Source organism: Streptomyces sp. NPDC005784, from assembly GCF_042871525.1.
In the GTDB taxonomy this organism is placed as follows: domain Bacteria; phylum Actinomycetota; class Actinomycetes; order Streptomycetales; family Streptomycetaceae; genus Streptomyces.
In genome coordinates this window covers 57873-71421 of record NZ_JBIAIQ010000013.1, presented here as the reverse complement: position 1 = coordinate 71421, position 13549 = coordinate 57873, and the positions used below count along the sequence as shown (strand labels likewise).

General features: G+C 72.4%; 6 protein-coding genes. 1 reads left to right on the top strand and 5 read right to left on the bottom strand.

All coding sequences use genetic code 11. The features are described 5' to 3' along the window. Positions 1–26: 26 nt before the first annotated feature. The 5 genes from nudC to ACFYR3_RS21690 all read right to left on the bottom strand — a co-directional run bounded on the left by nudC (position 27) and on the right by ACFYR3_RS21690 (position 10443). Positions 27–974, bottom strand: coding sequence for an NAD(+) diphosphatase (nudC, locus tag ACFYR3_RS21710; protein ID WP_355844804.1), 948 nt, complete (start codon positions 972–974; stop codon positions 27–29). Between the two features lie 95 nt (positions 975–1069). Further along, positions 1070–2482: a dipeptidase gene (locus ACFYR3_RS21705; protein ID WP_389284400.1), complete on the bottom strand. Its 1413-nt coding sequence runs from the start codon at positions 2480–2482 to the stop codon at positions 1070–1072. Positions 2483–2492: 10 nt separating this feature from the next. After that, on the bottom strand, positions 2493–6125 hold the full coding sequence (locus ACFYR3_RS21700) for a UvrD-helicase domain-containing protein (RefSeq protein WP_389284398.1): 3633 nt from the start codon (positions 6123–6125) through the stop codon (positions 2493–2495). Positions 6126–6367: 242 nt separating this feature from the next. Continuing rightward, a complete protein-coding gene (locus tag ACFYR3_RS21695; RefSeq protein WP_389284396.1) occupies positions 6368–9829 on the bottom strand; it encodes an ATP-dependent helicase in 3462 nt (1153 codons plus the stop codon). A gap of 248 nt (positions 9830–10077) precedes the next feature. Then, positions 10078–10443: an MGMT family protein gene (locus tag ACFYR3_RS21690; protein ID WP_355844816.1), complete on the bottom strand. Its 366-nt coding sequence runs from the start codon at positions 10441–10443 to the stop codon at positions 10078–10080. Between the two features lie 185 nt (positions 10444–10628). On the opposite strand from ACFYR3_RS21690, the gene ACFYR3_RS21685 reads away from it, so the two are divergent. Next, positions 10629–13478: a lysylphosphatidylglycerol synthase domain-containing protein gene (locus ACFYR3_RS21685; RefSeq protein ID WP_355844819.1), complete on the top strand. Its 2850-nt coding sequence runs from the start codon at positions 10629–10631 to the stop codon at positions 13476–13478. Positions 13479–13549 lie beyond the last annotated feature (71 nt).

Sequence of the window (13549 nt, the reverse complement as noted above, 5' to 3'; positions counted from 1 at the left end):
GGGGCAGCGTCATGTCAGGGGCGCCGTCAGGCGGTGTTCCCCCGCGTCGGCAGGGGCTTGCCGTACCAGAGTTCGATCAGGCGGGCCGCGATCGAGATTCCGTAGGGCGGCACCACCTCCCCGGACTCGAAGGCGGCTCGCAGGTCTTCCCGGGAGAACCAGCGGGCTTCCTGGATCTCCTCGCCGTCGACGTTGATCTCCGACGAGGTGGCGCGGGCCATGAAGCCCAGCATGAGGCTGGAGGGGAACGGCCAGGGCTGGCTGGCGACGTAGTCGACCGCGCCGACCGTGACGCCCGCCTCCTCGAAGACCTCGCGGCGTACGGACTGCTCGATCGACTCGCCGGGCTCGACGAAGCCCGCGAGCGTGGAGAAGCGGCCTTCGGGCCAGTGCACCTGGCGGCCGAGCAGGATGCGGTCCTCGTCGTCCGTGACAGCCATGATCACGGCCGGGTCGGTGCGCGGGTAGTGCTCGGCGCCGCACGCGGGGCAGCGGCGGATGTGGCCGGCGGCCGCGATGACCGTGCGCTCACCGCAGCGGGAGCAGAAGCGGTGCAGTCGCTGCCAGTTCTCCAGGGCGACCGCGTGCACCATCAGGCCGGCGTCGCGCGGGGACAGCAGGAGACCTGCCTCGCGCAGGCCCGCCGGGCGGGCGGACTGGTCGATCCGGCCGGGAAGCGCGTCCTTCTGGAGTGCGAAGTAGCTCACCCCGTCGTCGTCCGTGCCCAGGAAGTAGCGGTGCGCCTCGGTGAGCGGGGCTTCGAAGGAGGGCGTCATCAGCAGCGCCGTGGTGCCGTCGGCCATCTCGTCGATGAGCACCTGACCGCCGGAGACCACGAAGGCGCGGGTGGTGGGGTGGCTCCAGGCCGCCGCGAGCCAGGCCTCGTCGAGCCGGTGGTGGGCGGCCCGGTCGATGCCGCTCGGAGCGGTGAGCGAGATGGGACGGTCGGCGCTGTGGTCGGTCCAGGTGGTCACGGGTGCTTCCAACTCCCCCGGTGGAACGGTTATTTCGGCGGGCGGTTCGGCAGGACGGGCGTGCGGTGCGCTCTTGAGGGTGTGGATCGGCTTGTTCAGTGTGTGTCGCACCAGTTCTCGGCCAGGTCGCCCCACAGGTAGGCGGTCGTTTCGACGCCCTTCATGAGGAGGTCGAGTTCGACCTTCTCGTCGGGGGCGTGCCAGCCGTCGGAGGGAACGGAGATGCCCAGGAAGAGCACCGGGGCGCCGAGGACTTCCTGAAGGTCGGCCGCCGGTCCCGAGCCGCCCTCGCGGGTGTAGCGGATCGGCTGCTCGAAGGCTCGGCCCATGGCGCGTACGACGGACTGCAGGGCGGGGTGGTCCAGTGGCGTCAGGCACGGGCGGGTGGCCGCGCCGAACGTGATCTCGTGCCGGATGCCGTCGGGTACCTGCTCGGCCGCCCAGGCGCGTACGGCCTTCTCGATGTGGTCCGGGTCCTGCCCGGCGACCAGCCGGAAGGAGAGCTTCACCAGGGCCGAGGACGGAATGATCGTCTTGTTGCCGGGGCCCTGGTAGCCGCCGCCGATGCCGTTGACCTCGGCGGTCGGGCGGGCCCAGACGCGCTCCAGGGTGGTGTGACCGGCTTCTCCGTGGGTGGCCGTCGACCTGGCCGTGCGCAGCCACTGCTCCTCGTCGAAGGGCAGCTCGGCGAAGAGTTCGCGCTCGCGGTCGGTGAGTTCGGTGATGCCTTCGTAGAAGCCGGGTACGGCCACGCGCGCGTGCTCGTCGTGCAGGGCGGCGACCAGGCGGGCGACCGCGGTGGCCGGGTTGGGCACGGCGCCGCCGAAGGACCCGGAGTGGATGTCCTGCTCGGGGCCGTGCAGGACGATCTCGCACTCGGCGAGGCCCCGCATGCCTGTGCAGACCGTGGGGGTGTCCTCGGACCACATGCCGGTGTCGGAGACGATCACGGCGTCGGCGGCGAGGTGTTCCGCCTGCTCTTCGACGAGTTCGCGGAAGTGCGGGGAGCCGGACTCCTCCTCGCCCTCGATCAGCAGTTTGAGGTGCACTGCCGGGGCGGTGCGCCCGGTGGCGGCGAGGTGGGCCCGGACGCCGAGTGTGTGAAAGAACACCTGGCCCTTGTCGTCTGCCGCTCCGCGCGCGTGGAGGCGGTTTCCGCGGATCACCGGCTCGAAGGGCTCGGTGTCCCAGCCGTCCTCGCGGGCGGCGGGCTGCACGTCGTGGTGCCCGTAGACGAGGACTGTGGGCGCGTCGGGGTCCTCGGAGGGCCACTCGGCGAAGACGGCCGGGGCGCCCGCGGTCGGCCAGACCTCGCTGGTCGGGAATCCGGTCTCGCGGAGCTTGACGGCGAGCCAGTCGGCGCTGCGTGCCACGTCCGCGGCGTGGTCCGGCTGAGCCGAGACCGAGGGGATGCGCAGCCACTCCGCGAGGTCGTCGAGGAAGGCGGCGCGGTGGGTCTCGATGTACGTACGGACGGTGCTGACGGCGTTGTCAACGGGCTTGCTCATGTTCCTGAGCCTATCCGCCCACAGAGGCGTGTTCGTCCGGCGGTTCGCCGGGAGCCCCGTCCTGTGGGCCCGCCGGGTCCTCGGTGAGCAGCCGCTCCAGTGCGGCACGGTCCGGGAGGCCGTCCGGTCGTACGACCTCGCCGTCGCGGACGTACAGGAAAGCGGCGGTGACGGATTCCAGGGGCACACCCTGCCGCTCGGCCCAGCCGAGGCGGTACAGCGCGAGCTGGAGCGGATCTGCGGTTCGACCGTGGCCGGTCTTCCAGTCGACGATCTCGTACGTCGTCCCGTCGCCGTCGTCCGTCCTGTAGACGGCGTCGATCCGGCCGCGGACGACCCGGCCGGCGATCGCGAACTGGAAGGGCACCTCGACGCGGTACGGGGTGCGGTGCGCGTAGGGAGTGCGTTCGAAGGCGTCCTTCAGGGCTTCCAGGTCACGCTCGTCGGCGATCTCCGCCTCGCTGCCGGGCAGTTCCTCGGGATCCAGCATCGGCAGCCGCAGCTCTTCGAAGCGGGACTCCACCCAGGCATGGAAGCGCGTTCCCCGGCGCGCGGCGGGCTGCGGGGGGCGCGGCATGGGGCGTGCGAGTTCCTGTGCGAAGCCGTCCGGGTCGGCGGCCAGACGCAGCAGTTGGGAGGCGGTGAGCGAGGCGGGCAGGGGTACGTGGGTGACGGTCGCGCGGGAGCGCAGGAGTTCTCCGGTCAGCGCGTCCAGGTCGCGGTCCCAGGAGGCGAGGGTGCGGGCCTCCTCGGGCGTGAGGTGTTCGCTCCCGGTCTCCTGGGGGTGCGGGCGGGCGGCGGGCGCCGGGCCGTGGGACTGGTGCGGCACCGTCGGTCCCCCGCTCCTGCGGCCGGTCGGCCGGTCTCCCGGTCGTTCCGTCGTCCAGGAGTCCCAGTCGGAGTCGTCGCCCTCGGACAGAGCGGTCTCCACGAGGTCGCCTTCCGGGAAGTGGTCCTCGGGAAGGTGCTCCTCGGGAAAGTCGCCTTCAGGGAACTCGTCCTCGGGGAGGTCGTCCTCGTCGTAGGGCGGGAGGTCGTCCTCCGACGGGGGCGGCCACTCCGGATCGTCGTACGAGGCGGGGTCGTGGGCGGCCGCCCGTCGGTGTCCGTCGGCCCCCGGGTGGGCCTCGTCGTGGGACGCGACCCGCTCCAGGTGGGCGAGTACGGTCTCCGCCGCCGCGCGCCGCCGGGCGTGGGCCGCGTCGTCGAGCGGGAGCGGCCAGGCGTGGTCGGCGGCCGCCTCATGCAGGGCCGGATTCTCCTCGCCCTCCGCCGGTTCGTCCGCCCAGAGCTCGATCTCGCCGTGTCCGGCCGCGCAGTGGTCGTGGAGGGCGTGCAGGAAGTCCGAGGGGCCGCGCGGCCGCTTCTGGGAGGGGCCCCACCAGTGGCCGGAGCCGAGCAGGAGCGAACGGGGCCGGGTGAACGTGACATAGCCGAGGCGCAGTTCCTCGGTGTGCTGGTGGTCCTTCATGGCCTCGTGGAAGGCCTTGATGCCCTTGGCGTCCCAGGCCTCGATGTCGGGCAGCGTGTCGGCGTCGCCGCGCAGCCGGTGCGGCAGCACCTTGCCCTGGGCGGTCCATTTCTCACGGCCCTGGCTGCTGGGAAAGGTGCCGTTGACGAGACCGGGGACGACGACCACGTCCCACTCCAGGCCCTTGGACTTGTGCGCGGTGAGCACCTTGACGGTGTTCTCGCCGCCGGGCAGGGCATTGTCCAGGCCCTTCTCGTACTGCGCGGCGGTGCGTAGGAAGCCGAGGAAGGCCAGCAGGCTCGCCTCGCCGTCGCCGGAGGCGAAGGACGCGGCGATGTCCAGGAAGTTCGAAAGGGTCTCGCGGCGGCGGGCGGCCAGGGCGTGCGGGGACGCGGAGAGCTCGACCTCGAGACCGGTGACGGCGAGGACCCTGTGCAGGACGTCCATCAGCGGGTCGGCGAGCGAGCGGCGCAGGTCGCGCAGCTCGGCGGCGAGCCGCGCGAAGCGCACGCGCGCGTCCGGCGAGAAGGGCAGCCCGTCGTCGTCCCCCGACGCCTCGATGGGCGTCTCCAGGAACGTGTCGAGGGCGTCGGCGAGCGATATCACCTCGGCCGGGTCGACCCCCTCGACGGCCGCGGCGAGCCTGCGGTCCGGATCGTCGTCGGCCCCCACGCGCGCGTGGGACACGAGCAGACGTGCGCGGCGCCCGAGGAGGGCGAGATCGCGCGGGCCGATCCGCCAGCGCGGGCCGGTGAGCAGCCGGACCAGGGAGGCGTTGGCACCCGGGTCCTGGAGGACCTCGCAGACGGCCACGAGGTCGGCCACCTCCGGCAGGTGCAGCAGACCGGAGAGGCCCACCACCTCGACGGGGACGTCGCGAGCGACCAGGGCGCCCTGGATCTCGGCGAAGTCGCTCGCGGTGCGGCACAGGACCGCGATCTCGGCGGGTGCCTTTCCGGTGCGTACGAGATGGGCGATCGAGTCGGCGAGCCAGCCGATCTCCTCGGCGTGGGTGCGCAGCAGCGCGCAGCGCACCAGGCCGTCCCGCTCGGCCCCGGGGGCGGGCCGCAGGGCCTCCACACCCGCGTGCATGGCGCGCAGCGGCTCCGCGAGGCCGTTGGCGAGGTCGAGGAGGCGGCCGCCGCTGCGGCGGTTCTCGCTGAGCGACTGGCGGGTCGCAGGGCGGCCGTCGGGGCGCGCGAAGTGCTCGGGGAAGTCGTCGAGGTTGGCCACGGAGGCACCCCGCCAGCCGTAGATCGCCTGGCAGGGGTCGCCGACCGCGGTCACGGGGTGTCCTGTGCCGCCGCCGAACAGTCCGGCGAGCAGGACGCGCTGGGCCACCGACGTGTCCTGGTACTCGTCCAGCAGGACCACCCGGAACTCGTCGCGCAGGATCTCTCCCACCTCGGGACGGGTGTCGGCCAGGGTGGCCGAGAGGGCGATCTGGTCGCCGAAGTCGAGGAGGTCGCGCTCGCGTTTCGCCGCGCGGTAGCGGCCCACCAGCTCGGCGAGTTCGCGCCGGGCCGCGGCGGCCTCGGGGACCTTGCGCAGATCCGCGTTGGTGAGGTTGGCGCTCTCCAGGGTGCGCAACAGTTCGGCGTCGTAGGAGCGCAGGTCCTCCGCCCGTACGAGGTGTTCGGAGAGTTCGGAGTCGAGTGTCAGGAGGTCGCCGACCAGGTCCGGGAAGGAGCGGGTCAGCGCCGGATACGGGCCCGGCACCTCGCGGAGCACGCGCGCGGCGAGCTGGTAGCGGGTGGCGTCGGCGAGCAGCCGGGACGTCGGTTCGAGCCCGATGCGCAGGCCGTGGTCGGTGAGCAGGCGGCCCGCGAAGGCGTGGTACGTGGAGATGACCGGCTCGCCAGGCGGGTTGTCGGGGTCGATGACGTCCGGGTCGGTGACGCCCGCCTTGACGAGCGCCTTGCGCACGCGTTCGGCGAGTTCGCCCGCCGCCTTGTTGGTGAACGTCAGGCCGAGGACCTGCTCGGGGGCGACCTGCCCGGTGCCGACCAGCCACACCACGCGTGCCGCCATCACCGTGGTCTTGCCCGAACCCGCTCCGGCCACGATCACCTGCGGGGCCGGCTCCGCGGTGATGCAGTCCGTCTGTTCCGGGGTGAACGGGATGCCGAGGAGCTCCTTGAGCTGTTCGGGGTCGGTGATACGGGCGGGCATGTGGCAGAGGCTAGCGGCGTCCACTGACAGCGGTGGCCACATTGACTCCCGGGGCGGAAGAACCGCAGGTCAGCACATGTGGTGCCGTACGTCACTCGCTGACGCCACATCTCCTGACCCACCCGAACCGGCGTCGCGCGACCCACCCGAAGCGGCGTCGCGGTACGCGCCACGGGACACGCACCACCTGGCACGCGCCACGGGGCCACGTCCGACCGTGGGTGGCGCCGCTGCGAAAACCGTCACTCGACCACCTGCCGGCCCTCCGGCCGGGCACTGCAGGATGCCTGGAAAGAGCAATGCGTGCAGTGTTGTCCTGTTGTCGGCGAGAACCGTTCGTCGAGGACCTTGCCCGCGGCGTTCGCCAGGAGGTCGCCGACCCACTCGCCCTCCAGCGGCTCCTGCGCCTGCACCTTGGGGAGGGTCTCGCCGCCGTTCTTCTTGGCGGCACCCTGGCGGAGCTGGACGAGCTCGGCACCGCCCGCCTCGGGGCGTTCCCCGTCGAAGACGTCGTCGACCGCGCCTTCGCCGACGGCGAGCTGGTAGACGGCGAGCTGCGGGTGGTGGGTCACCTCGGCGGCGCTCGGCGCGTGCTTGCCGGTCTTGAAGTCGACCACGTAGGCGCGGCCTTCGGTGTCCGCCTCGACGCGGTCCATGGAGCCGCGGATGCGTACTTCGTAGGAGCCCGCTTCAAGGGTCACGTCGAAGTCGTGCTCGCTGGCCACCGGCGTACGGCCGGTGCGGTCCATGACGTGCCACTTCAGGAAGCGTTCGAGCGCCACGCGCGCGTGCTCCTTCTCCTGCGCGGACTTCCAGGGCGCGTCGAAGGCGAGCGCGTTCCACACCGAGTCGAGGCGCTCCATGAGGACGTCGAGGTCGGCGGGGGTGCGCCCCGACGCGACCTCGTCGGCGAGGACGTGCACCACGTTGCCGAAGCCCTGGGCGGCCGTCGCGGGCGCGTCGGCCTTCACCTCCCGCCCCAGGAACCACTGCAGGGCGCAGGTGTTGGCGAGTTGGTCGAGGGCGCTGCCGGAGAGCACGACGGGCTGGTCGCGGTCGCGCAGCGGGACCTTGCTCTCCGTCGGCTCGTACATGCCCCACCAGCGGTAGGGGTGCGCGGAGGGGACCAGCGGGCGGCCGTCCTCGTCGGCGAGCGCGGCGAGCCGGGCGAGCCGGCGGGCCGCGGCCTGCCTGAGGTTGTCCGAGACGCGCGGATCGACCGTGGTGGCGCGCAGCTCGGCGACCAGCGGGGCGACGGCCAAGGGGCGGCGGGGGCGGCCGGTCACGTCCTTGGGTTCGACGCCGAGTTCGGTGAGGAAACGCGAGGGCTGGTCACCGTCGTCGGCCGGGGCCTTCACCGCGGTCACGACGAGGCGTTCACGGGCGCGCGTGGCGGCCACGTAGAACAGCCGGCGCTCCTCGGAGAGGAGCGCCCCGGGTGTGAGGGGTTCGGCGAGTCCGTCCCGCCCGATGCGGTCGGCCTCCAGCAGGGACCCGCGGCGACGCAGATCCGGCCACAGGCCCTCCTGGACGCCCGCGACGACGACGAGGCGCCACTCCAGGCCCTTGGAGCGGTGTGCCGTCATCAGGCGTACGGCATCGGGGCGGACGGCCCTGCGGGTGAGCGTGTCGGCCGCGATGTCCTCGGCGTCGATCTCCTCCAGGAAGTTCAGGGCGCCACGGCCTCCCGTGCGCTCCTCCGCGCGCCCGGCGGTCGCGAACAGCGCGCACACGGCGTCGAGGTCCCGGTCGGCGTTGCGTCCGGCCGCGCCGCCGCGCCGGGCGGCCCGCTCCAGGCGCTGCGGCCACGGTGTGCCGTCCCACAGGTCCCAGAGGGCCTCCTCGGCCGTTCCGCCGCCCGCGAGACGCTCACGCGCCCTGCGCAGCAGCGCGCCGAGGCGCTGAGCCCCTCGGGCGTACGCGGGATCGTGCGCGACGAGCCGCTCCGGCTCGGCCAGCGCGCGGGCGAGCAGGACGTCGGACGGCGGGGGTACGAGGTTTCCGCTGGCGCGCTCCTCCTCCCGCAGCGCCCGCCCCAGGCGCCGCAGGTCGGCGGCGTCCATGCTCGCGAGAGGCGAGGCGAGGAGGGTGAGCGCGGTCTCGGTGCCGAGCCAGGACGCGACGTGGACATCGGCGGCGCCCTCATGCGGGTCGGTTCCGGCATGCTGGTCGGTTCCGGCATGCGGGTCCGGGTCGGCATGCGGGTCCGGGTCGGTCTCGGTACGCGGGTCCGGGTCGCTGTCCGTACGCGGGTCGCTGTCGGTATCCGGGGCGGCGGCGGCACCGGACACCCCGTCCGCACTCGACTCCGACTCCGCCCGGGCCACCGCCCGCAGCGCGGTCAGCAGCGGCGCGACCGCGGGTTCGTGCCGCAGGGGCAGATCGTCGCCGTCGATGTCGAGGGGCACGCCCGCCGAGGTGAGCGCCCGCCGGATCGTGGGGATCGTCCGGGAACCGGCGCGCACCAGGACGGCCATCTCTCCCCAGGGGACACCGTCCTCCAGGTGCGCGCGGCGCAGGATGTCCGCGATGTTGTCGAGCTCCGTACCGGACGTCGGGTACGTGTAGACCTCGACCTCTCCCCCGTCCCGTACCGGGGACAGCTCGCGGTGGGCGCGCACCTTCTGCGCAGGCAGCCGGGTCAGCGGCATGCGCTGGGTGACCCGGCGGGTGGCGGCCAGCAGGTCGGCGCCCGAGCGGCGGGACGTCGCGAGGACCTCGACGGGAGCCGGGCGGCCGTCCGCGCGCGGGAAGGCGTCGGGGAAGTCCAGGATGCCGTTCACGTCGGCGCCGCGGAAGGCGTAGATCGACTGGTCGGGGTCGCCGAAGGCGACGAGGGTGCGCCCGCCGCCGGCGAGGCCGCGCAGCAGCCGTACCTGCGCGGGGTCGGTGTCCTGGTACTCGTCCACATAGACGGCGTCGTACTGCGCCGCCAGCCGCTCGGCGACCTCGGGACGCCGGGCGAGGAGCACCGCGCGGTGGACCAGTTCCGCGTAGTCGAGGACTCCTTGCATGTCGAGGACGTCGAGGTACTCGGCGAGGAAGGCGGCCGCCGCGCCCCAGTCCGGGCGGCCGATGCGGCGCGCGAAGGCCTCCAGGGCGTCGGGGCCGAGCCCTAGTTCCCGGCTGCGGGCGAGGACCGCGCGGACCTCGTCGGCGAAGCCGCGCGTGGTCAGGCAGGCACGCAGTTCGTCCGGCCAGCGCACATGGGCGAGGCCCAGCCGCTCCAGGTCGGGCTGGCCCGCGAGCAGCTCGCGCACGGCCACGTCCTGCTCGGGGCCGGACAGCAGCCGCAGGGGCTCCACAAACAGGTCGCTGTCCTGGTGGGCGCGGATCAGGGCGTAACAGAAGGAGTGGAACGTGGTGGCCCGGGGGGCACGGGCGGCCCCTATGCGCAGCGCCATACGGTCGCGCAGCTCGACAGCCGCCTTGCGGCTGAACGTGAGCACCAGGATCCGTTCCGGGTCGCCGCCCCGTTCGATCCGGGCGGCCACGGATTCGACGAGCGTGGTCGTCTTGCCCGTACCGGGGCCGGCGAGCACGAGCAGCGGACCGCGCCCGTGGTCAACCACCGCGCGTTGTCCTGCGTCAAGACGAGGGGGATCCACCCGGGCCGGCGGGGTGCGCACCAGCCGGTACGCGCCACGGGCCCCCTGGCGCACCGATGGGTGCGCCAGGCGCCTGGTGGAAGAAGTGGAGCTCACGTGGTTCGCCGGTCCTGGTGGTCGTACTGGTTGGCGGACTGCCGCGTGTGGAGGGCGGTGACCGCGGGGTGAGGGGGACGCGTGCCGACGACGCTACGCCGGTGCGGTTCGCGGAAGGAGGGCTTCCGATTCTTCCCTCACGCCACGTGTGTCCCGTCCTTCACGAACGTACGGCATGTCACGGATGTGCCTCGTTTCCCACATACGGGGCTCAGCATCCCCTTCGGCCCCGTGAATGCCGGAAGCTGTCAGGTGTGACTTTCCGCGCGTTCGCCGCCGTCCCATCGGGCCCGTCTCATGTCGACGCGCGGCAGATGCCCCTCGGAGGCCCGGCTCGCCTCCTTCAGAGGCGTTCCTTCGGCACGGTAGTGGGCCAGCGCGTCCAGTTCGTGGCCGGGGAGCAGCCCACCGTCGGCGCGTATGACACGCCACCACGGAACCGCTCCTCCGTAGAGAGCCAGCACCCGGCCCACCTGGCGCGGCCCGCCCTCTTCCAGCCATTCGGCGATGTCGCCGTACGTCATGACGCGGCCGGGCGGGATCAGCTCGGCGACGTCGAGGACCCGCTCCGCGTACTCCGGCAGGGCGTCCGCCGGAAGGCTCTCCTCGCTCATCCGCCCCATCCTGCCTCACCCCACCGACAACGTGACACGGCGGCGGCTGTGCATATTCCCCGCCACGGAGTGACGCTTGTAGCAGATTGCGCGCCCCGCATTTGCACCCTGATGCCCCCGTGTGTCGGTCGGGCATGCCACCATCGTGCGGGCGGTGACTGGTGATACGAGATCAAGAAGAGACCATGAGGCAGCAGGGCGTGCACCCCGAAGACGCGGAGGGCACCTCCGCTGCCTCGTCACGCCCGGACACCGACGGCGTCGACGAGAAGGACACGGACGACAGGGCGAACGAGTCCTCCTCCGTGACGAGCGAGACAGCCTCCGGCGAGGCCGAGGGTTCCTCTCGTAGGGCCCACGACCCGTCTCGGACCTACGGGGACGAGAAGCGGCAGGCCGAGCAGGACGCCGACTGCTCCGACGAGGTGCATGCCGACGAGGTCGAAGGCGACGAACCGCTGCTCCCCGCGCGCGTGCACCGCCCGTCCGACCTGATGCGGCTCCTGGTCGGCGTTCTCGCGATCGTGGTGCTGCTCGCCATCGCCGCGTTCGCGCACGGCACCACCTCGGGCCTCGAACAGGACATCAACAAGGGCACCGGGCAGGCGCCCGATCTGCTCATCAAGATCGCGGGGCTGGCGTCGAGCATCGCGATCCTCCTGGTGCCGGTCGCTTTCGCCATCGAACGGCTGATCAAACGGGACGGGCTGCGCATCGCCGACGGCGTCCTCGCCGCGGTCCTCGCCCACGGAGTGACACTCGCCACGGACCTCTGGGTCGCGAAGGGCGCCCCGGGCTCCATCCAGGAGGCGCTCACCCAGCCCTCGCCGGGTGACATCCACGCCCTCACCGACCCGGTGCACGGCTATCTCGCACCGGTCATCGCCTATATGACGGCCGTCGGCATGTCCCGCAGACCGCGCTGGCGCGGGGTGCTCTGGGTCGTACTGCTCCTCGACGCCTTCTCCATGCTGGTGACCGGCTACACGACCCCCTTCTCGATCATCCTCACGGTGCTGATCGGCTGGACCGTCGCCTACGGGACGCTGTACGCGGTCGGTTCGCCGAACGTGCGGCCGACCGGACGGACGCTGATGGCGGGCCTTCGGCATGTCGGCTTCCACCCGGTCAGCGCGGCCCGCGAGGAGCTGCCGGAGACCGCGGAGAGCGGCGACCGCGGCCGACGCTACTTCGTCACCCTGGAGGACGGCCCGCCACTGGATGTCACGGTCGTCGACCGCGAGCAGCAGGCACAGGGCTTCTTCTACCGCGTCTGGCGCCGTCTGACGCTGCGCGGCATCACCACGCGCCGCAGCCTCCAGTCACTGCGCCAGGCCCTGGAGCAGGAAGCCCTCCTCGCGTACGCGGCCATCGCGGCCGGGGCCAACGCGCCCAAGCTGATCGCGACCTCCGAGCTGGGCCCGGACGCCGTGATGCTCGTCTACGAGCACACCGGCGGTCACACCCTCGACTCGCTGCCCGACGAGCTGATCACCGACGAACTGCTGCGCGACACCTGGCACCAGGTGCAGGCGCTGCAGTCCCGGCGCATCGCGCACCGCCGGCTCGCGGGCGACGCGATTCTGGTGGATCGTTCCGGCACGGTGATCCTCACCGATCTGCGCGGCGGCGAGATCGCGGCGGGCGATCTGCTGCTGCGCATGGACATCGCCCAGCTGGTGACCACCCTCGGGCTGCGCGTGGGCGCCGAGCGCGCGGTGGCGTCGGCGGTCGGCGTGCTCGGCCCGGACGCCGTCGCGGACTGCCTGCCCATGCTCCAGCCGATCGCGTTGACGCGCTCCACGCGCGCGACGCTGCGCAGACTTGCCCGGGAGCGCTCGCAGCGCGAACGCGAGGCGGTGCTGGAGGCCTCACGGCAGGCCAGGCTCGCCCGTGCCGAGGCAGCGGCCGAGGAAGCGAGCGAAGCGACGCCCGTACCGGAGAGGCCCGGAAAGAAGGCCGTACGCGCCGAGCAGCGCGCCGAGAAGCGGGCGATCGACGAGGCCCTGGACGAGGCGCGCGAGGAGGATCTGCTCACCCAGATCCGCCACCAGGTCCTGCTGATCAGGCCGCAGGCGCCTGTCGAGCCGGCCCGCCTGGAGCGGGTCAAGCCCCGCACGCTGATCAGCGTCTTCGCCGGAGCGATCGGCGCGTACTTCCTGCTGACGCAGCTCACCCACATCCAGTTCGGAACCCTCTTCGACAACGCCGAGTGGGGCTGGGTCGCGGCGGCGGTGCTGTTCTCCGCGCTGAGCTACTTCGCGGCGGCGATGAGCCTGCTCGGCTTCGTGCCCGAGCGGGTGCCGTTCCTGCGGACCGCGGCGGCGCAGGTCGCCGGCTCGTTCGTGAAGATCGTGGCGCCCGCCGCGGTCGGCGGCGTCGCCCTCAACACGCGCTTCCTGCAGCGTGCCGGGGTACGGCCGGGACTCGCGGTGGCGAGCGTCGGCGCGTCGCAGCTGTTCGGGCTCGGCTGCCACATTCTGATGCTGCTGTCCTTCGGCTATCTGACCGGTACGGAGAAAACGCCGTCCCTGTCGCCGTCCCGTACGGTCATCGCGGGTCTGCTGACGGTCGCGGTGTTCATCCTCGTGGTGACGTCGGTTCCGCTGCTGCGCAAGTTCGTCTCCACGCGCGTGAGGTCGCTGTTCGCGGGCGTCGTACCGCGCATGCTCGACGTGCTGCAGCGGCCGCAGAAGCTCGTCACCGGCATCGGCGGCATGCTGCTGCTGACGGCCTGCTTCGTGATGTGCCTGGACGCGTCGATCCGCGCGTTCGGCCACGAGGAGACGACCAGCCTCAGTCTCGCCAGTGTCGCCGTCGTCTTCCTCGCCGGTAACGCTCTGGGTTCGGCGGCGCCGACCCCGGGTGGTGTCGGCGCGGTCGAGGCGACCCTCACCGTCGGTCTGATCGCCATCGGTCTCCCCAAGGAGGTCGCGGCCCCCGCGGTACTGCTGTACCGGCTGCTGACCCTGTGGATTCCGGTGCTGCCGGGATGGCTGTTCTTCAACCATCTGACACGCAAGGGCGCACTCTAGGGTCCGCGCGAGGACCGTCCCGTACGCGCGTGTGCCCGCGGGCGCACGGTCTCGTCCGGGCCCCGCGCCCA